At 62.2% G+C, this 19,333-nt stretch carries 13 protein-coding genes; 11 read left to right on the forward strand and 2 right to left on the reverse strand.

The window, feature by feature from the left end:
- Positions 1 to 756: 756 nt before the first annotated feature.
- The 5 genes from EFD55_RS30090 (at position 757) to EFD55_RS30110 (ending at position 7,089) form a co-directional block, all read left to right on the forward strand.
- The gene (locus EFD55_RS30090; protein ID WP_125850359.1) at positions 757 to 3,783 is read left to right on the forward strand and encodes an alpha-mannosidase; all 3,027 of its coding nucleotides are present in this window, start codon (positions 757 to 759) and stop codon (positions 3,781 to 3,783) included.
- A 101-nt stretch (positions 3,784 to 3,884) separates the two neighbouring features.
- Positions 3,885 to 4,607 (forward strand): antitoxin Xre/MbcA/ParS-like domain-containing protein, encoded by a 723-nt coding sequence (locus EFD55_RS30095; RefSeq protein WP_125850361.1) that lies wholly within the window; start codon positions 3,885 to 3,887, stop codon positions 4,605 to 4,607.
- Positions 4,604 to 5,188: an RES family NAD+ phosphorylase gene (locus tag EFD55_RS30100; RefSeq protein WP_125850363.1), complete on the forward strand. Its 585-nt coding sequence runs from the start codon at positions 4,604 to 4,606 to the stop codon at positions 5,186 to 5,188. Before EFD55_RS30095 ends, EFD55_RS30100 begins: the two co-directional genes overlap by 4 nt.
- Positions 5,189 to 5,235: 47 nt before the next feature.
- A complete protein-coding gene (locus tag EFD55_RS30105) occupies positions 5,236 to 5,883 on the forward strand; it encodes a DUF433 domain-containing protein (protein ID WP_125850441.1) in 648 nt (215 codons plus the stop codon).
- Between the two features lie 333 nt (positions 5,884 to 6,216).
- On the forward strand, positions 6,217 to 7,089 hold the full coding sequence (locus EFD55_RS30110; protein WP_125850443.1) for a DUF6030 family protein: 873 nt from the start codon (positions 6,217 to 6,219) through the stop codon (positions 7,087 to 7,089).
- Positions 7,090 to 7,229: 140 nt separating this feature from the next.
- Here the strand turns inward: EFD55_RS30110 and EFD55_RS30115 are convergent, their stop codons facing one another.
- The gene (locus EFD55_RS30115; protein ID WP_125850365.1) at positions 7,230 to 7,868 is read right to left on the reverse strand and encodes a TetR/AcrR family transcriptional regulator; all 639 of its coding nucleotides are present in this window, start codon (positions 7,866 to 7,868) and stop codon (positions 7,230 to 7,232) included.
- 195 nt (positions 7,869 to 8,063) lie between these two features.
- On the opposite strand from EFD55_RS30115, the gene EFD55_RS30120 reads away from it, so the two are divergent.
- A complete protein-coding gene (locus EFD55_RS30120) occupies positions 8,064 to 10,526 on the forward strand; it encodes a glycoside hydrolase family 3 C-terminal domain-containing protein (RefSeq protein WP_125850367.1) in 2,463 nt (820 codons plus the stop codon).
- 152 nt (positions 10,527 to 10,678) lie between these two features.
- Here EFD55_RS30120 and EFD55_RS30125 read toward each other — a convergent pair whose 3' ends face one another.
- Complete coding sequence (locus EFD55_RS30125; RefSeq protein ID WP_125850369.1) at positions 10,679 to 11,116, reverse strand: hypothetical protein; 438 nt, start codon at positions 11,114 to 11,116, stop codon at positions 10,679 to 10,681.
- 564 nt (positions 11,117 to 11,680) lie between these two features.
- Between EFD55_RS30125 and EFD55_RS30130 the strand changes: the two genes are divergently transcribed.
- Genes EFD55_RS30130 through EFD55_RS30150 form a run of 5 tightly spaced genes read left to right on the forward strand, consistent with a single transcriptional unit; the run spans position 11,681 to position 19,332 of the window.
- Complete coding sequence (locus tag EFD55_RS30130; RefSeq protein WP_125850371.1) at positions 11,681 to 13,066, forward strand: NADH:flavin oxidoreductase; 1,386 nt, start codon at positions 11,681 to 11,683, stop codon at positions 13,064 to 13,066.
- 33 nt (positions 13,067 to 13,099) lie between these two features.
- Positions 13,100 to 14,626 carry a c-type cytochrome gene (locus EFD55_RS30135; protein WP_125850373.1) on the forward strand — a complete coding sequence of 509 codons (1,527 nt, stop codon included), beginning with the start codon at positions 13,100 to 13,102 and terminating at the stop codon, positions 14,624 to 14,626.
- Positions 14,623 to 15,054, forward strand: a complete 432-nt coding sequence (locus EFD55_RS30140; protein ID WP_125850375.1) for a hypothetical protein — start codon at positions 14,623 to 14,625, stop codon at positions 15,052 to 15,054. Before EFD55_RS30135 ends, EFD55_RS30140 begins: the two co-directional genes overlap by 4 nt.
- On the forward strand, positions 15,051 to 16,526 hold the full coding sequence (locus tag EFD55_RS30145) for a c-type cytochrome (RefSeq protein WP_125850377.1): 1,476 nt from the start codon (positions 15,051 to 15,053) through the stop codon (positions 16,524 to 16,526). The genes EFD55_RS30140 and EFD55_RS30145 overlap by 4 nt, the downstream gene beginning before the upstream one ends.
- Before the next feature lie 16 nt (positions 16,527 to 16,542).
- Positions 16,543 to 19,332: a hypothetical protein gene (locus EFD55_RS30150; RefSeq protein ID WP_125850380.1), complete on the forward strand. Its 2,790-nt coding sequence runs from the start codon at positions 16,543 to 16,545 to the stop codon at positions 19,330 to 19,332.
- Position 19,333 lies beyond the last annotated feature (1 nt).

Raw genomic sequence — 19,333 nt, forward strand, 5'->3', positions numbered from 1 at the left:
GACCAACCAGCCGCACGGCGAGTTTTTGACCTTCATCCATAACTAGGTGTCCACCTCTTTTAGGTGGACACCTAATGCCAAAGCTCAATCAACTACAGAAGGTGCGGAGAAATTCGCGCTTACCCTGTATCAACAGGGTATGAATGTTGTTTTAAGAGATTAGGCTAACTAGCGCGTATTTGCGTGCGGAAGGAAACAATGTAGCGGTTTCCATGTCGCGATCGTCAGCAGCTGCAAATCCATCGCAGCTGCCATCGCTCCGTTCAGATCGATGCCCAACCGCCGATACACAACGTCGCGAGCCCTTTGCGAGCCTGTATTCACTTCATCTCGAACAGGAGGGTGTTCAAGATGCGAGCGCCTGAGGCATCTATTGGGTAACCCACGAACACTTCGAACTGCCTGATGACTGATCGCAGTCTTGCAGCGTTTGTGCCTTTCGTTCCTAATGAACCGGACGTCGCTCCTCTACACCGTGGCAGCCCGCCGTTCCAGAAACTTGCTTGATTTCCACGGTTGAAAGCACTTAGCGCACATTTGGAATCAAGGAGGTGTAAAAGTGCAAAGAGATTGGGACGTCGACAATACTTGCCACAATGAGTTTCTTCCGGGCTTGACGCCAAATCAAAGTTACTTAATCTAAGCATCGATTGGACCCGCTGGGAGGAGGGGCCGGCAATTTGCGATGGCTGTCGCACCATCTTCCAAAGCCATGATTCCGGGTCGTCCGCCGCCGATTTTTCAACAGGATAAGCCATGCCGCTCACCATTGCCCAACGTCTCGACCGTCTGAAAGTCCGCATTGCCGAGCTGGCGCATTGGCGGGATCGATATAGCGCTGCGATCGACGGCTGGACATTCGAGGGCGAGCCGATTGCGCATCATCAGGACTGGCCGCATCGCCAGGGTGTCGTGCATTTTGCCGCGAGCGCTGAAGCGCCCGAGAGCTGGCCGCTTGAAGATATCCGCCTGCAGCTCGATCTCGGCGGCGAGAGCCTGATTACGCTCAGCTATCCCGACGGCGCGAGCGAGACATTCGGTCTCGATCCTTATCACCAGGAATTTCCGGTCAAGGGCCGCCGCTTTTCGATCGCGACGGAAACGGTCGCCCGTTTTCCCTTCGGCGAACCGAACCGGACGCCGAGGCTCAACAAGGCCCGGCTGATCTGGCTCGACGGTCCCGTTCACCGGCTGCACCTTCTCCTGAAGCAGGTCGCCGAGGCGGTTGGGGCGCTCGGAGAGCATGAGGTTGTGCCGCATCTGGTCGATGCCGCGGAAGAGACCTTGCGCAGCCTCGACTGGCCGTCCGATACGGCCGCCTACATCTCCCGCACCTCGGACGCCGTCATGCAGCAGAAGATCTGGGAGCTGCCGGAGCTCGTGGCCGATCCGGCAGGCCTGACGGACGAGCAGAGCGCTTCGGCAGCCTCCGCCTTCGACGCCCTGACGGCGCGGTTGAAGGAGTTGCAGAAGCGGTTTCCGCCGAATGGCGAGCTGGTGTTGACAGGCCATGCGCATATCGACCTCGCCTGGCTCTGGCCCTATCGCGAGACACGGCGGAAGATGCGGCGCACCTTCAACACGGCGCTGTCGCTGATGGAGCGCTCGGAGGATTTCCGGTTCAACCAGTCGACCGCCCATTATTACGCGCAGATGGAAGAGGAAGATCCCGAGCTTCTCGACCGCATCAAGCAGAAGGTCGCGGAAGGAAAGTGGGAAACCGTCGGCGGCATGTGGGTGGAGCCCGATACCAACATGCCGACCGGCGAAAGCCTCGTCCGTCAGGTGCTCTATGGCCAGCGTTATTTCGAAAAGATTTTTGGCGCGCGCCACACCGTGTGCTGGCTGCCGGATTGCTTCGGTTTCTCCGGCGCACTGCCGCAGATCCTGAGACAGGGCGGCATCGACAGCTTCTTCACGATCAAGGTCAACTGGAGCGAGACCAACCACATCCCCTCCGATCTCTTCTGGTGGAAGGGCCTCGACGGCAGCCGGGTGCTGACCCATACCTTCGACAATCCGATGCAGGGCTATAACGGCTTCGTGCAGCCCGACTGCTACCTGCCGACATGGAAGAATTTCCGCGCCAAGACGCAGCACCAGGCTTCACTTCTGGCCGTCGGCTACGGCGACGGCGGCGGCGGCGTGACGCCCGAAATGGTGGAGCGCGAGGTGCAGCTGCGCGATTTCCCTGCCATTCCGCAGGCGCGCTGGGGCACCGTCAAGAGCTATTACGAGCAGGCGCACCAGACCGCCGGGGAAAAGAAGCTTCCCGTCTGGGACGGCGAAATCTATCTCGAACTGCACCGCGCAACGCTGACGTCGCAAAGCGGCGTCAAGCGCAGGCATCGCCAGGCCGAACGCGCGCTGATCACCGCCGAGACCCTCGCTTCGCTGGCTCATCTGCTCGGTGCCGAAAAACCTCGCAGCCTGGAAGTGGATTGGCGGGTCGTTCTGAAAAACGAATTCCACGACATCTTGCCGGGTTCGAGCATCCGCGAAGTCTATCAGGACGCGGAACAGGAACTTGGCGGCGTCATCGATCATGCCAGGGCCGAGCAGGCCAAGGCATTGCAGGCGCTGTCGGCCAATCTGCCGAAGGGCGGGATCGCCGACGCACTCGTCGTCGTCAATCCCTCGCTTGCGCCAAGAGCGGTGAGCGCCACGCTTGCGGACGGCACGGCACTTTCGGCCGCCGAGATCGTCGCGCCCTTGTCCGTCGCGGTCTTCGACAGACAGGCGCTGAAGTCGGTAGGCGGGCTGAAGGCCGGGCCTGACCGTCTTGAAAACGATCATCTCGCGGTCGTGATCGGCAAGGACGGTGCCGTTGCCAGCCTCATCCATAAGGCGACCGGCCGCGAAGCGGTCGATGGCTCCGCCAACCAGCTCTGGGTCTATCCGGCCGACAAGCCGCGCAACTGGGACGCCTGGGATATCGATGCGGATTACGCCGAAAAGGGCATCCGTCTCGAAGCGCCCGAGAGCATCAGCCTTGTCGAAAGCGGCCCGCACCGCGCGGCGATCCGCGTCGTCCACCGTTACCGCAATTCGGGCGTCACGCAGACCTACGTGCTCAGTGCCAATTCCAAACGGCTCGACATTGAAACGACGATCGACTGGCATGACCGCCGCACCCTGCTGCGCACCCTGAACCCGGTCGACGTGCGGGCGCGCAAGGCGACCTTCGAATGCGCCTTCGGCACCGTCGAGCGGGCGACGCACACGAACACGTCCTGGGAGCAGGCGATGTTCGAGGCCGTCGCCCATCGCTTCGTCGATATCAGCGAGCCGGGTTTCGGCGTGGCGCTGCTCAACAATGCCAAATACGGCCACAGTGCCCGCGGCAATGTGATCGGCATGAGCCTGGTGCGCGGGCCGATCTATCCGGATCCGCTGGCCGATGAAGGCGAGCAGAGCTTCACCTATGCGCTGATGCCGCATGACGGCGCCTGGCATGAGGGCGGCGTGCTCGACGAGGCGCTCGACCTCAACCAGCCGCTCGTCATAGCGGAAGCCAAGGGCCTTTCCGCCGGCACTTTTTCGCCGCTTGCCGTCGCCGGCACCCCCGTTGCCTTCTCCGGCCTCAAGGCCGCCGAGGAGGGCGAAGGCCTGATCCTGCGCCTCTACGAACCCGCCGGCCGGCGCGGCCGCCTTTCCCTTGCCCTGCCTTCCGGATGGACGGCGTCACAGCCGCTCAACATTCTCGAAGAGCCGATGGAGCGCAAAGGCCCCGCCGACATCATGCCTTTCGAAATCAGGACGTGGAGGCTGCAGAAGGGCTGACATTCCCTTTTCGGGAAATCCTGCAGCTAGACAAATGGGACAAACTGGACAAATGGGTGATTTGAGACTATATCAGTTCCTGTAAGAACGGAGATGGTTTCATGGCTGGTTCCCAGGCGCAGTTGCATCGTGCTCGTCAGGCTGAGGTCGCCGATCGCGTTGCCGCCAAAGTCGCCGACGTGTTGAACGCCGACGCTACATTCGAGTCCGGCTCGGTTGCGCTCTCCGCCAGAATTGCGGGCGCGGCGGCTGCAGCCATTGTCGATCTTCCCGTCAGCGTGCGACGCGAGCTCAGCAAGCGCCAGGGCGAACTGGCCCGCCGCATTCGTGGTCTGGTGGAAACTTTCAGCGATGCGCCTGACAAGGGCAAGATCGCACTCGAAATTCCGAAGGCCGTGGCGCCCTCCGGCGGCGAAGGGCTTGGGAAGATCGTCACAGTGGAGGAAGGCGAGCGGCTGCTGGGCGAGCTTGCGGTCGCCCGCAAGCTTGAGGATTGGGCCGGGCCGGTAGCTGGTGCCAGCGAACTCCAGCGTGATTTCGCCATTGCGCGCTCCACGCTCAATCGCTGGCAGCACGCCGGCGAGGTCATCGCACTGTTGAAGGGAACGCGGAAGCACGTCTATCCGATCGAACAATTCATCGACGGGCGTCCAGCAAAGGGCATAGGAGCGATCGCCGCTCTCGTGTCCAATCAGCGGGTCGCGTGGCTGTGGCTGTGCCAGCCGAACCCCATGCTGGGTGGGCGCCGGCCTATCGACCTCCTGAAACAGGATCGCGCCGACGAGGTCGTCGAGGCGGCTCAGACCTATTTCGCGGCGCAATGAGCCTCGACAAATCAGTCCTGCAACGTATCGCCATCCGGGCTGACGTCACCGACTATGTCAGGATCGTCGCGCGCGCCCATGCCGCGACGCCGCTCGGCATGGGCTTCGGCAAGACACGGTTCTCAAGCCCGAGGGATAAGTTCCGGCTACTCTATCTCGCCCAGGATCCGATGACGGCGGTCGCGGAAACGATTGTTCGCGACCGGTTTCAGGGCAAGGCCGAGCGATGGATATTGCGAGAGGAGTTCGACCGCTATTCGATCGCCGCTGTCCGAAACCCCCATCCGCTCTTCCTGCTCGACCTGCGCTTCGAAGGCGCAAACCTGCTCGGGGTCGCGACGGATGCCGTTCGGGCAAGGGCGCAGGCCGGCGGACGCCGGCTCAGCCAGGAAATCTACGACCGCACCGATTTTGACGGCATTCTCTACATGTCCCGGATCACCAACAAGCAGTGCGTCGCCGTCTATGATCGCGCCACTGCCAGCCTCGAGGCCGACAGCCCCGCATTGGATCTCGTCCGCCTGTCCGCACTCGGCCCCATCCTCGGTGCCCTGCACGTCGCTGTTATGGACGGGGAATGATGTCCGCTCAGTAACGGCTTCTCGTTTTGCCGCCGACGTCCGGCGAAATCCCGCCGTGTCCGCTTTCTGTAGTCGCTGTCCCAATCGCTACGCGCGTCGCGCTTCGTGACGTGAACAGGGTCATTGACGAGGGAATTCTTCCCGCGGCATTTCTGTCTGCGGAGAACGGACGTCGGGTCTGGGCGACCGCATGCACGCTCATTTCCTTCTACTATGAAAGCGCCGGACAGCTGACATCGGAGGAACGTCTGAACATGATCAGGTGGGCCGAGCCGAGGCTCAGCAAATGGAAGACGTTGACGTTGGCGTCGCTGGCCAAAAAGGATTGGACGATGCGCCATGATTTCCTCACTATCGATCTTGCACCCTTCGTCGAGAGGACGGCGGAGAGTCTTTCAAACCTGGAAGCCGCCCGCGCGCTGGTAAGCTCCTCGCCTGATGTCCTCGGCGGCACGCCTGTTATCGAAGGCACGAGAATTCCGGTATACGACGTCGCCGCTTCAGTTGCGGCGGGACATTCTCTCGATGAGATCCTCGAGGCATACCCGGCGCTTGATGAAAGACGTGTCGGCCTCGCCAAGGTCTATGCCGATGCAAATCCGCTGCGTGGCCGCCCCAAGCCAGTGAACGAATTGCCGACCGGGGCGACGGTCATCACGGATCGCCGTGTTCCACGACGCAGGAAAGCAGTATGAAATTCCTGATCGAGGAGTGCCTTAGCCCGCGGCTTTCGATGATCGACTGAACTGTTCTCGATATGTGTGGGTCTGCGAGTCCCCTAGGAGAGTCGCCTGAGGTTCCTGCTTGACGCCTTATACGCTCGACATCAGAATCGCGGGTGTCGAAGGTGAGTCGGCTGTACCGCTTTCACATTGTTGCTCGCCTCAGAAGGACGCGCCGCAGGGAGCTGATTGGCCGCGTGCCGACCAACGCCGCTGGTCACGGGTTTGCGAGGTGACGCCGTGGGTAAAGTGTTATCAGCAGTCGGTCCTCCTCGTGACAGCCCACCCCGGCAGTGGAAGTTCCCAATGCGGAGCAACCGCCGCTGGCTGGTTTGGGCAGCGGTTTCGATGTCCGTTCTGCTTCTTGCAGCTGTCGCTTTTTACTGGGAAATCCGCCACTCCGGAGACCCGATCGAAGGCTTCGAAGATCGGGCTCTCGACAAGGCTGCCCGATCATCACGCATAGCCGCCGGCCCCTATGTGGCGGCTCCTCGGCCGATATCCATATCGCGGCATCTGGTCGAGATTCCGAAATTCGACTTGGCAAGTCAGTTTCTGCGGGTGTGGCTGGTCTCGGGCGCCAATATTTGCGGCGCTCTTCGAGAGGCCGGTATCGAGGTGGGCGAATGGAAAGCCGCATCGATGCGCAATCGCGATTATGAATGTTATTTTCAGCGTGTCTACGAACGGGATGAGGTGCGACCGCTTAGTTCGACCTTCGTCAAGGTTCGTGGAAATGAAACGGGTGATCTCGTTGAGATCCGCGCCAAGATCGTCGGGCCGAAGGTTGATGTCCAGGGGCGTCTCGCCCCGGCTGTCCTGCGCATTTTCGAGACCATTGTAAAGCAGGCCTGCTGGCGCGATTTCGAAGATACACTTGCGTCGATCCAAAGCCTTCGCGATGTCGAATACGAACGATTTGGCGCCTATCTCAGTTTCACGCGCGAAGCCGGCAGCGAAAACAGCTTTAATTTTGCTCTCGGCCTCAAGGCGGCGTCAGCTTCGCAAGCAAGGACCAGGGCGTATTTTTCGACAGACCGCTGGCTCGCCACGACAAATCTACGCATCCCGAAAAATTCATCCGCATCGACCGCAACGGCACGTCCAGATCAGCCAATTGCGCTCGATGACGGAGCAAGTACCGGTCGCAATCCAGGATCGAGCGGAAACTGCGGCTGAGCAACGGATCAGCGCGACAGGCTGGCTGCCGGTCGAAAAGCGTCGGGTCGGGCGGCACAGTTCTCAACGACGAAATCCACGAAAGCGCGGACGTGGATCTCGCCGACCTCTCCGGTAAAGGCGCCATCCCAGGCCGGCGGTCACGGCTTTAAACCAAGGCTCGCCAGCAGGCGGTCGACATAGGCTTCCAGGCCGCCGACCATGTCGAAGCGATCGGGGTCGCGCAGCCAGAGCATCTGCAGGCCGTCCATGACAGCGATCAACTCGGCGGCCATTGCTCGGCTGTCGATCCCACCGTCGATCGAGCCATCGGCGATGGCCCGCTCGAAGGTCGCGGCGATGCCGTTCTGCATGTCAGTGGCGCGATCGAGAAACCATGCCTTGGCGGGGTGGTCCTTCATCAGGCTCTCGGCATTCAGGATGGCGAAGGCCCTGACGACCTCGATCATTCCGGCGTTGCGGCGAAAGATCTCGACCATGCCTTTGAGTAGGCCTGGCAGATCCGAACGATAGTGCCCGATGAAATCGGCGCTTTCGAGATCGCGCTTGGCAAGGATCGCAAGCAGCAGATCGACCTTTGTGGGGAAGTGATGCAGCAAGCCGGGCAGCGACAGGCCGACATCCCGGGCAATGTCGCCGATGGCGGCATTCTGGTAGCCGTCTTCGGCAAAGCGCCGCATCGCCGCCGTCAGGATCTCCGCCCGGCGCTCCTCCCCCTTGCGGGATCGGCGCCGTCGCTTTTCCGCCTGTCCAGTCTCTGTCTCTGAAAACCCTGCCATCTCTCCCGTCTGCCTCTTCCAGCGGCGATCGGCAAGTCTCCAGCCGAAGTCTCCGGTCCCAATTCATACACGACGCGCGAGCGGTTGACATCTTAAAAATACCGAGTAATCGGTAGGTTTAAGAATTGCTGGAGGCGACCCCAAGCCCGACGGATGGCTTGCGGTGTCCGCAATGTCTTTGAACGGGAGGTTTGCATGATCGATTCCATTCTCGACCGGATGACGCTCGAAGAGCAGGTGTCGCTGCTGTCAGGCGCCGATTTCTGGACGACGGTTCCCGTCGAGCGTCTCGGCGTGCCGAAGATCAAGGTGACGGACGGGCCGAACGGCGCTCGCGGCGCGGGCTCGCTGGTTGCCGGCGTCAAGGCGAGCTGCTTTCCCGTCGGCATCGCGCTCGGGGCCACCTGGAATCCCGATCTCGTCAGGCAGATGGGTACGGCCCTTGCGCGCCAGGCCAAGAGCAAGGGTGCCGCCGTCTTGCTCGCGCCCACGGTGAATATCCACCGCTCCGGCCTCAACGGGCGCAATTTCGAATGTTACTCCGAAGATCCGATGCTGACATCAGAACTCGCCGTCGCCTATATCGAGGGCGTGCAGGGGGAGGGGATCGCCGCGACGATCAAGCACTTCGCCGGCAATGAATCCGAAATCGAGCGGCAGACCATGTCTTCCGACATCGACGAGCGAACGCTGCGCGAAATCTACCTTCCGCCCTTCGAGCAGGCTGTCCGCCGCGCCGGCGTCATGGCCGTCATGTCTTCCTACAACCGCCTCAATGGCACCTATACCAGCGAGCATCATTGGCTGCTGACCAAGGTGCTGCGCGAGGAATGGGGCTTCGACGGCATCGTCATGTCCGACTGGTTCGGCTCGCATTCGACCGCAGAGACGATCAATGCCGGTCTCGATCTCGAAATGCCGGGCCCGGCGCGCGATCGCGGCGAAAAGCTCGTTGCCTCCGTGCGCGAGGGCAAGGTGGAGGCGGCGACCGTGCGGGCGGCGGCGCGACGCATGCTGCTGCTGCTCGAGCGGGTCGGCGCATTCAAGAGCAAACCCGATCTCACCGAGCGGGCGGTCGACCTGCCGGAAGACCGGGCGCTGATCCGGCGCCTCGGCGCGGAAGGCGCGGTCCTCCTCAAGAACGACGGCATCCTGCCGCTTGTGAAGACCTCGCTCGACCGGATCGCCGTCATCGGGCCGAATGCCGCGAGCGCCCGCGTCATGGGCGGCGGCAGCGCGCAGATCGCCGCGCATTATACCGTGAGCCCGCTCGAAGGCATTCGCGCCGCCCTTTCCAACGCCAATAGCATCAGCCACGCCGTCGGCTGCCGCCACAACCGCCTGATCGACGTGTTCAAGGGAAAGATCGCGGTCGAATATTTCAAGGGGCGCGGTTGCAAGGGCGATCCCCTCCATGTCGAGATCGTTGAGAAGGGCGAGTTCTTCTGGTTCGAGCTGCCGTCCGATGAGCTCGATCCCGCCGATTTCTCGGCGCGGATGACGATGCAATTCGTTCCGGAGGAGAGCGGCGATCATCTGTTCGGCATGACCAATGCCGGGCTGGCGCGGCTCTTCGTCGACGGCAGGCTCGCGGTCGACGGCCGCGACGGCTGGATGCGCGGCGAGAATTATTTCGGCACGGCCAATGACGAACAACGCGGCGCGGTGACGCTCGAAGCTGGCCGGACCTATGAGGTCACGGTCGAGTATGAGCCGTCCATGGCGAGCGAAGAGGGCATCAACCTCATCGCCGTCCGCTTCGGCGTCGAAAAGCCGCTCGGCGAAGCCGATATCGAGGCCGCCGTCGAGACGGCGCGCAATGCCGATCTCGCGCTCCTCTTCGTCGGCCGCGACGGCGAATGGGACACGGAAGGACTCGATCTGCCCGACATGCGGCTTCCGGGCCGCCAGGAGGAACTGATCGAGAAGGTCGCTGCCGCCAATGCCAACACCGTCGTCGTGCTGCAGACCGGCGGCCCCATCGAAATGCCTTGGCTCGGCAAGGTCCGCGCCGTTCTGCAGATATGGTATCCGGGTCAGGAACTCGGCAATGCCGTCGCCGACGTCCTGTTCGGCGATGCCGAGCCCGGCGGCCGCCTGCCGCAGACCTTCCTGAAGGCGCTGGCTGACAATTCCGCCATCACGGGCGATCCCGCCATCTATCCCGGCAAGGACGGGCATGTGCGCTACGGCGAAGGTGTCTTCGTCGGCTACCGCCATCACGACACACGCGCCGTCGCGCCACTCTTCCCCTTCGGTTTCGGCCTCGGCTATACCAGCTTCCGCTGGAGCGAACCGCTGCTATCGGCGCGCGAAATGAGCTCCGACGGTGTGACCGTCAGCATCGAGCTGACCAATATCGGCGACCGGCCTGGCTCGGAACTCGTCCAGCTCTATATCCGCTCGCCGAAGGCGAAGGTGGAACGGCCGGACAAGGAACTGCGCGCCTTCGCAAAGCTCTCGCTGCTCCCCGGCGAGACCGGTACGGCGGTGATGAAGATCGTCCCGCGCGACCTCGCCTTTTTCGACGTCGAGACCGGGGCCTTCCGGGCGGAAGCGGGGAACTATCAGCTGGTCGTGGCAGCGAATGCCGCCGATACCAGGTTCGTAATCGACCTGCCCTCGCCCTCCAGCTACCTGCTGCCGACTTCGTACTAGGCGGGTAGGGGCAACGCGTTTTGGCCCGGATGCACATCCAATAGTCACGGCAGGCCGATGGCCTGCCGGGTGATTGGCGCGTCTATCGAAGAACAGACGCGCCCCGCGTGGTCAATTTCCGCAAGCGGCTTCGACCCGTCTCCGCTTTACCGTTACTTTTGCGGAATCATGACGTAGGCCTCGCCGCCGTTCCGGTCGTGCTGGAAGATGAAGCGCTTGCCCTTGATGGTGGCAACGAAGGGCTGGTTGGGCTTGTCATTCATCGGAACATTGTCGGCGAATTCGGCGACCGCGCGCAGGAACTGCTGATGCAGGGTCGGATCGGCGCGATTGGGGCTGGTGATGGCGCATTCCCGGCCGGGCTTGATCTGCACCGACATGGAATGGTCCTTCGTCATGCCGTCCTTGCCGCCATTGAGGTCGTCGAAATCGGTGACGCCGTAGCGCTTGGCGCCGCTGATCCCGGCCGTGAAGGACGGGGCGGTTTTCAGGCAAAGGTCTTTGAAGGCTTTGATAGCGATATCGGTCTTGCCTGATGCTACCGGCGGGGCGGCTGCCGACGCCGTGCAGTCGGCCATTCCGGCTGTCATGGCGAGCCAAATTGCTGCAGACTTAAATGGATTGGTGATGCATTGACGTGTCATGGTTTTCCTATCTTTCCGCCTCGTCATCCGGTGGCGCGGGAGCGTGCGCCCGGCGTGACATACGCATCCTTAAAGCGATCGTCTAAATAATTTGCAACCGGCGGGTCGGGCTTGCAGGAAAGATCTCAGCGCAAGTCGTCGCCGAGTTTAAGGGGTGCCGACAATCCACGCGGCGGGCGGTTTTCGTCTGGGAAATACTGATCTCAACGCGCCGAAACGACATCGCGGCCGAGATCAATCGGCAACGTTGTTTGCTCACTTGCTCGAAATAAAGCATGGCGGGCCGGTTATCTCTGGATATCAGGCGAAGGCGCATGCAGGCGCTTCACGGGTTGTTATTCATGACTGTATTTGCACAGATTTTTAGCTGTGCAAGCGCGCTGGAATCCGTTTGCAAACCACATAGGATTGCATTACCGTCCAGCACACTCGGAAGTTATAGCTCTCGCATTGCATTTCGGCTTTTTATTCTCCCTCGTTGCTTCGGCACGTTATTCGGATGGGCCCTGCATGCACCCAGATAGCCAGTTCACACATGCCGACAACGCGACGCTAATCTTCAACGAGCTGAAATTTCGCTCGCTGACGGTCAAGAACCGACTCTTCCGATCCAATATCTCAGGCCAGTTCGACGACTATAACGGTCATGGCGGGAATGCCCGGCTGAACTGGGAGGAGAAATTCGCGCGCGGCGGGATCGGCTGCATCATTTCCTCCTTCACCCCGGTCTCGGTGCGCGGCCGCATCCTCGTGCGCTACGCGATGATCGACGATGACGACAAGATCCCCTTCTGGCGGGAGGTCGGCCGCCGCGTTCACGGCCATGACTGTCGGTTCATCATGCAGCTCAGCCATTCCGGCCGCCAGCAGGACATGGGCGGCGTCGAGAACCTGTTCAACAAGGGTCTGAGCTCGACCGATAAGAGCGATTACTTTCATGGGCTGCTCGCCCAGGCGATGACGAAACCCGAGATCGCCGAGGTTGTGGAGCAGTTCGCCCAGGGGGCGCGGCGCGCCCGGGAGGCGGGGCTCGACGGCGTCGAGCTTCACGGCGCCAACGGCTATCTGCTGACGCAGTTCCTGAGTTCCGGCATCAACGACCGGACGGACGAATATGGCGGCGGCTGGGAGGGCAGGGCGCGTTTCGTGCTCGAGATCGTCAGGGCGATCCGCCGCGAGGTCGGCCAGGACTTTCATCTGCAGATGAAGATCAACGGCGTCGACCACAATGACTGGCTCTATCCCTGGATCAAGAAGGGCAACACGCTCGACGAGACGGTCAAGATCTGCACGATGCTGCTCGACGGCGGCAAGGGCGTCGATTCCTTCCATGTTTCGAGCGGCTCGACCTTTCCGCATCCGCGCAATCCCGCCGGCGACCTGCCGCTGGAAGACCTCCACCGCTGGTATGACGGCATGCTCTCTCAGGGCACGCGGGCGCCGATGAACTATGCGATCTTTTCCAATCCGCTGCTGGGGCGCGCCTTCCAGGCGCTCTGGCGCTGGCGCAGGGGCAAGGTCATCGAGGGCATCAATCTCGACTATGCCCGCGCCGTTTCCGAAGCGATCGGCAAGATCGATCCCGATATCAAGGTGCTCTGCACCGGCGGCTTCCAGCATGCCGACCGGATCGCCGAGGCGCTCCGCTCGAAAGCCTGCGACGCTGTCACAATGGCCCGCCCGCTGATCGCCAACAACAATCTGCCTGAGATACTCGCCGAGGCCAACGGGCCGGAGAAGGAATGCACCTACTGCAACAAGTGTCTGCTCAACGATCTCGAAAACCCGCTCGGCTGTTATGACCTCAGCCGGTTTGACGGGGCAACCTTCGAGGATCGCTACAGCGAGATGATCAAGCAGGTCATGTCGGTTTTCGAGCCGCCGACCTTCCATTGAGGCCCGCATCGCACGCGCATCCGGAGGGGATCCATGAGCAGCGACAACGACCGCAAGACGCCCGTCGAGATCGCCGTCGCGCGCCACCGCCGCTGGTGGCTGGCGATCGTCGTGCTGCTGTTGCTCGCGGTCGTCTACTACCTGGTTTTCGTCAACCAGTATGTCGTCGCCTTCAAAGGTCAGAGCGAGCATTTCATGCATGGCTCGATCGGCAGCGAGACGGCGACGGGACCGCCTTACTGGGTCTTTAAGGCCTTGCCGGTCATGTATGCCGACAAGCTGGGGCCGGAAGGCTGGAGCCGGTTCGGTTTCCTCTACGAAAAGCCCGGCGACGACCTTCCGATCGGGGTGTCTCGCCGCGTGGTCTCAGGCGTCGAGCGGGTCTGGCTCAACTGTTCCGTCTGCCATGTCGGCACCTATCATCTTCCCGGCGATCCGGTTCGCCATCTCATCCCCGGCGCACCGTCCAACAATCTGCGCCTGCAGGAATTTATCCGTTTCTTCATCGATGTCGGCCGCGATCCCGGCTTTACCGCGGATGCGCTGATTGCGACGATCGATAGCCCCAAGGTCGGCGGCGATCTCAATATCTTCGAGCGGCTGGTCTATCGCTACGTGGTCTTTCCCAGGGTCAAGAACGCCTTCCTCGATCTCGGCACCCAGCTCGATTTCGTCAAGCGCCAGGAGGCGTGGGGGCCGGGCCGCGTGGACACGTTCAATCCCTACAAGGCGCTGCAGTTCAATTTTCCCATGGACGAGGCCCATATATCGGGTGCTGCGCTGAACGGCTCTTCCGACTATCCCGCCATCTGGCGCCAGCGTCCGCGCGAAGGCATGAACCTCCATTGGGACGGCAATAATGATTCCGTGGCCGAACGAAACCTGAGCGCCGCACTCGGCGCCGGCGTGACGCCCGTGACGGTCGACCGCGCGTCGATCAAGCGCATCGAAGACTGGATGTGGGATCTGCCTTCGCCGCCCTTCCCCGTCGCCGGCGGGATCGATCAGGCGAAGGCGGCAGAGGGCAAGACGCTGTTTGCGCATTATTGCGCTGACTGCCACGGCTTCAAGGATGCGAACGGCTACAGCTATGACAGGCAGCGTTTCACGCGGCTCGGCAAGACGGTTCCGCTCGCCGAGATCGGCACCGATGCGGGGCGCTGGACCTCCTATACGGAAAATTTCGCTGCCGAGCAGAACCTGCTCTATGCCGGCTACCCCTGGCGCTTCAACCGCTTCCACAAAACCGACGGCTATGCCAATCACCCGCTCGACGGCATCTGGGCGCGCTCGCCCTATCTGCACAACGGCTCGGTGCCGACCCTGCGCGACCTGCTTCAGCCGAGCGCCAGGCGGCCGCCCGTCTGGTTCCGCGGCAGCGACGAGTTTGATCTCGCCAAAGTGGGCTATCGGTCGGATCAGTCGGCCGGCGGCGATCTATTTCGATACGACACGACGCGGCCCGGCAACGGCAATGCCGGCCACGAAGGATATCGCTACGGCACGGAGCTGCCGGACGCCGCAAAAGACGCCCTCGTCGAATATATGAAAACGCTATGACCCAGTCGCGATCGCTCAGCAAATGGAAGGCACGGCATGCGGTCCTCGTCTGGATCGGCATCCTGCTGAATTTCGCCTTCGTCCTGCCGCTCATCTTCTGTCCGGAATGGATTCTCGGTCTCTTCGGCATCACCGTCAACCAGCTGATCTGGCCGCGATTTGCCGGATTGCTGCTCGGGATCCTGTCGATCTTCTACATTCCGGCGACGCTCGATATCGACCGTTACCGCATCTTTGCCTGGCTTGCAGTCTTTCCCTCCCGCACCTTCGGCACGGTCTTCTTCTTTCTCGCCGTCTTCGTCTTCGGCCAGCCGATCGGCTATCTCGCCGGCGTCTTTCTCGACGGGTCGATCGGCATTGCGACGCTTTTCTGCCTCCTGCGCATCCTGCGGCTCGAACAGAATATCTCCGAAGGGAGACAGGCATGAGGCGCGTCTTCTGGAAATGGCTTTTCGCCATTCTCGTCCTCATCGTTGTCGGCGCATTCGCGCTGTTCTTCCTGCTCTTCCGGCCGGTCGCCCAGCCGAGGACGAACGATCTGGCCGAGGTCTTCAACCACGGTTCGATCGGCAACGAAGAGGCGCAGGGAATTCCCTACTGGATCTGGCGGGTTCTGCCGCAGCTCTTCCCCGACCATCTGCCGGCAAACGCGGACGGCTATGGCGCCTTCGGCCTCTACTGGCGCGCCGGCGACGAGGTTCCTGTCGGCCTGTCGGTCAAGACGCTGGGCGTCATCGGGCGCGTCGCGCCGAACTGCGCCTTTTGCCACCAGGGCAGCTATCGGCTGCGCGCCGACGAGCCGGCGCGGCTGGTCGACGCCGGCCCGGGAACGAGGGTCAATCCGCAGGCCTATATCCGGTTCCTGATCGATGTCGGCGCCGATCCCAGGTTTACCGCCGACCGGGTGATGGCGGAGATCGGCAGGATCTACGACATGCCGGTCTTGGAGCGGGCGCTCTATCGCTTCGTGCTGGTGCCGGCGACCCGGGCGGCCCTCCAGGAACAGGGGCGGCAGTTTGCCTGGATGAAGGACCGGCCGGACTGGGGTCCGGGCCGGATCGATCCCTTCAACCCGGTCAAGTTCCAGAACCTCAAACTTGCCGACGACCACACGATCGGCAATTCCGACATGATGCCGCTCTGGTCGCTTGCCGATGTCGCCGCCACCAACACGCGCCGCTTCTCGCTCCATTGGGACGGATTGCAGACCGATCTCTACGAGACGGTGGTCTCGGGCGCGATCGGCGACGGCATGACCTACAAATCCTATGGGGGAACCGAAGCGGGTCTTCGCCACATCATGGATTTCATCCGCCTGCAGGGGCCGCCGCCCTCGCCCTTTTCTCCCCTCAGGCCGGCAGGCGATCCCTATCATGTCGATGCGGCTGATGTGGACGCCGGCCGCGCGATCTATGCCGCGCAATGCGCCGTCTGCCACGATGCCAAGGGCGCCCGCTACCGGACGCCGATCTCGATCGTCGAGCTCGGCACCGACCGTCATCGCCTTGATATGTGGACGCCGGCCGCCCGCGACCGCTATGCGGTCTATGAGCCCGGCTATGCCTGGGGTTTTGCCAATTTCCAGAAGACCGACGGTTATGTCGCCACAAGCCTTGGCGGCCTGTGGCTGCGCGGTCCCTACCTGCATAACGGCAGCGTCCCGACATTGCGGGCCCTGCTGCTTCCGCCCGCCGAGCGGCCGGGGAAATTCTACCGCGGCTACGATCTGGTGGATGCCGAGAATGGCGGCTTCGTAAGCATGCCGGATAGCCCGGGGCAACGCTACGGCATGCTCTACGATACGAGCCTTCCGGGCAACGGCAATGGCGGTCATCTCTGGGGCACGGATTTGGCTCCGGAGGCGAAGGAGCAGCTGCTTTCCTATCTCAAGACACTTTGACCATCAGGAGGGGGCAATGGCAAACGTCAGACAGCGCATCGTGCGGTTTCTCGCCTGGACGGTCGCGGCCGTCGTCACCCTTGCCGTCATCGCCATTGCCGCGGTTGCGCTGATCGTCTGGTGGCTGATCGAGCCGGATGCCGGCCAGTTCGGCCATGTCGAGGATGAGGCGAAGAAAGTCCATCGCACGGTCGAGGAATTCCCCGGGGCAGGCGAGCCTTACTTCGCGGCGATGGACAAGGGCCTGCTGCTGCCGCCGCCCGTCGGCGCCGATTATCCCGCTGAGATCAAGGAGGTCGCAACCGCCACCGGGCTCGATCCGGAGGCCGTGCGCAAGGCGGCGATCCGCGGACAGAACGCCTGGATCGTCTGGACCGGCGGCAACGACCGTTTCTGGGATTTCGCCGCCCGCGCGACGATCGGTTCCTTCGATCTCCTAAAGACCGTCTCCTCCTACCCGACGATGGCCTATGGCCGCGACAACCGCTTCCGCTATCTCGGGCTCGTCAACGAGCCCTGCTTCGACGCCCCGAAGAACGCCGATCCCGACCATTGGGGGCTGTGGCTCGATCAGCGCAAGAAGGACTGCGCGCCCGACAGTTTCGGCGGCAATGCCGAGGCCGATGCCCGCTATCCCGGTGTGCAGATCGGCTCGCGTGGGACGACGGTCAAGGTCAAGGGCGAAGATAAGAAAATCCCGGTCGGTTCCTATTACGGCGAGCCGACGGGCGTGATGGGCCTGCGTCTCTTCCCCAACCCCGATTTTGACAACAAGGCCGCCGAACATTGGGACGCGCTGCGCTACTACACCGATCCTTCCTATTACAACGACAAGGATCTCGTGCGTCCCTATCGCGTCGGCATGTCCTGCGCCTTCTGCCATGTCGGTCCCAATCCAATCAACCCGCCGAAGAATGTCGAGAGCCCGGAATTTTCTGAAATCTCCTCCAATCCCGGCGCCCAGTATTTCTGGGTCGACCGCATTTTCTTCTGGAACACCAAACCGCGCGCGACCCCTGGTGAACCGGCCCCGAACGAGGGGAATTTCCTCTTCCAGCTGTTCCACACGAACCCGCCGGGTTCGCTCGATACCTCGCTGGTCTCAAGCGATTACATGAACAACCCCCGCACGATGAATGCCGTCTACGACGTCCTGGAGCGGCTGCGCATCGGGGCGAAGACCGGCAAGGAAATCATCAAGGGAGACGAGAAGGACAACAAGCAGGCGCAGGATTATCCGCAGACCGCAGCCTTCGGCTCCCTCTACGACAAGACGACCGGCACGGTCGCCTCGATGCGCGTCCTGAAGGACGGCGCCGATTCCGTCGGCACGCTCGGCGCTCTAAACCGAGTCTATCTCAATATCGGCCTTTTCAGCGAAGAATGGCTGCTGCATTTCCGCCCCTTCCTCGGCGGCCAGAAGATCTCGCCGATCCGCATTGCCGACGCCCAGAAGAACTCGGTCTACTGGCAGGCGACCGAAGCAATGACACCAGACATGGCGATATTCTTCCTGGTCGCGGCCCGCGCCGATCACCTGAAGGACACGCCGGTCGGAGAAAAGGTGCTCGAAGCGCGCGACCCGGCTGAGGTCGAGCGCGGAAAGATCGTCTTTGCCGAAAATTGCGCCGCCTGTCATTCGAGCAAGCAGCCGGTGCCGGCGCCGGAGCTCGGCGTCGATCAGGGCATCTGCGCCGGCGGCGGGTCCGGCCCGCATTATCGCGAATGCTGGGACCGCTATTGGGCCTGGGCGCAGTCGGATGCCTTCAAGCAAGGCATGGTCAAGCTCGTCACCGGAAAGGACGCGGACGGAAAGGATTTCCTCGACGGCAATTACCTGTCGACGGAACGGCGCGTGCCCATGGATGTCGTGCGCACCAATGCCTGCAGCGCGATCGCCACCAACGGGCTGTCGGGCGACATCTGGGACAATTTCACCTCCTCCACCTACAAGTCGCTGCCGCCGCCGCATGAGGTGACGGTCAATCATCCGGTTTCGGGCGCGGCAACGCCGCTGCAGGCGGCCGGCAACGGGCGCGGCTATCTCAGACCGCCCTCGCTCGTCAGCGTCTGGTCGACCGCACCCTTCCTGCTCAACAATTCCGTCGGCCACGAGGACAGCTATTACGGGAAGGACTACTACAATCAGGACTATGCTGGCGGCTACGGCGCCGGTCGCGGCACCGCCTGCCCGGCGGCGGATGCGAGCGATCCCTATCTGCCCTGCGTCGAAAACAGGCTTGGGGTTTTCGACCGGTCGATCCGCCAGATGCTCTCGCCGCAGACGCGCCGGATGGACAAGATGACCGAGGCGCCGGTGCCGGGCTATATCTACCGCACTAGCGCTCCCTCCTGCCTCATCGTGCCGCCGGGCTTCGTGCCCGACAAGGTGAAGCCCTTCACCGGCCTGCTGAACAAGGTCGCCGGCTGGGCCTTCAAGAAGGACGGCTCGATCACCATCGGCCCGTTCCCGGCCGGTTTCCCCGTCAATGCGCTGACCAATACCGAGCTGCTGCCCGACAATGACGAGGAAAGCAAATTCGCCAACTACAAGCGCCTGATCGCCAACGGTCCGGCGCTGATTGGAGCCTTCTCCGAGCTCGGCGGGCAATGCACGCCGGAGGAACTTGCTGATCCCGCCGTGCTCGCCAAAGCCGAGAAGGTGGTGCGCGATACCAAGCTCATCGACCGGCTGGTGGGCTTGAGCAAATGCCCTGACTATGTGGTCAACGGCGGGCATAGCTTCGGCGCTGCTCTCCCGCAATCGGACAAGAATGCCCTGATTTCCTATCTGGAGCAGTTCTGAC

This window comes from Rhizobium pisi, from assembly GCF_003938655.1.
GTDB lineage: Bacteria > Pseudomonadota > Alphaproteobacteria > Rhizobiales > Rhizobiaceae > Rhizobium > Rhizobium pisi.

Coding starts and splice junctions, on each gene's coding strand:
- EFD55_RS30130 (WP_125850371.1), top strand. CDS start 11,681: ATGCACCCAGATAGCCAGTTCACACATGCCGACAACGCGACGCTAATC.
- EFD55_RS30100 (WP_125850363.1), top strand. CDS start 4,604: ATGAGCCTCGACAAATCAGTCCTGCAACGTATCGCCATCCGGGCTGAC.
- EFD55_RS30115 (WP_125850365.1), bottom strand. CDS start 7,868: ATGGCAGGGTTTTCAGAGACAGAGACTGGACAGGCGGAAAAGCGACGG.
- EFD55_RS30125 (WP_125850369.1), bottom strand. CDS start 11,116: ATGACAGCCGGAATGGCCGACTGCACGGCGTCGGCAGCCGCCCCGCCG.
- EFD55_RS30110 (WP_125850443.1), top strand. CDS start 6,217: ATGCGGAGCAACCGCCGCTGGCTGGTTTGGGCAGCGGTTTCGATGTCC.
- EFD55_RS30135 (WP_125850373.1), top strand. CDS start 13,100: ATGAGCAGCGACAACGACCGCAAGACGCCCGTCGAGATCGCCGTCGCG.
- EFD55_RS30090 (WP_125850359.1), top strand. CDS start 757: ATGCCGCTCACCATTGCCCAACGTCTCGACCGTCTGAAAGTCCGCATT.
- EFD55_RS30145 (WP_125850377.1), top strand. CDS start 15,051: ATGAGGCGCGTCTTCTGGAAATGGCTTTTCGCCATTCTCGTCCTCATC.
- EFD55_RS30150 (WP_125850380.1), top strand. CDS start 16,543: ATGGCAAACGTCAGACAGCGCATCGTGCGGTTTCTCGCCTGGACGGTC.
- EFD55_RS30140 (WP_125850375.1), top strand. CDS start 14,623: ATGACCCAGTCGCGATCGCTCAGCAAATGGAAGGCACGGCATGCGGTC.
- EFD55_RS30120 (WP_125850367.1), top strand. CDS start 8,064: ATGATCGATTCCATTCTCGACCGGATGACGCTCGAAGAGCAGGTGTCG.
- EFD55_RS30095 (WP_125850361.1), top strand. CDS start 3,885: ATGGCTGGTTCCCAGGCGCAGTTGCATCGTGCTCGTCAGGCTGAGGTC.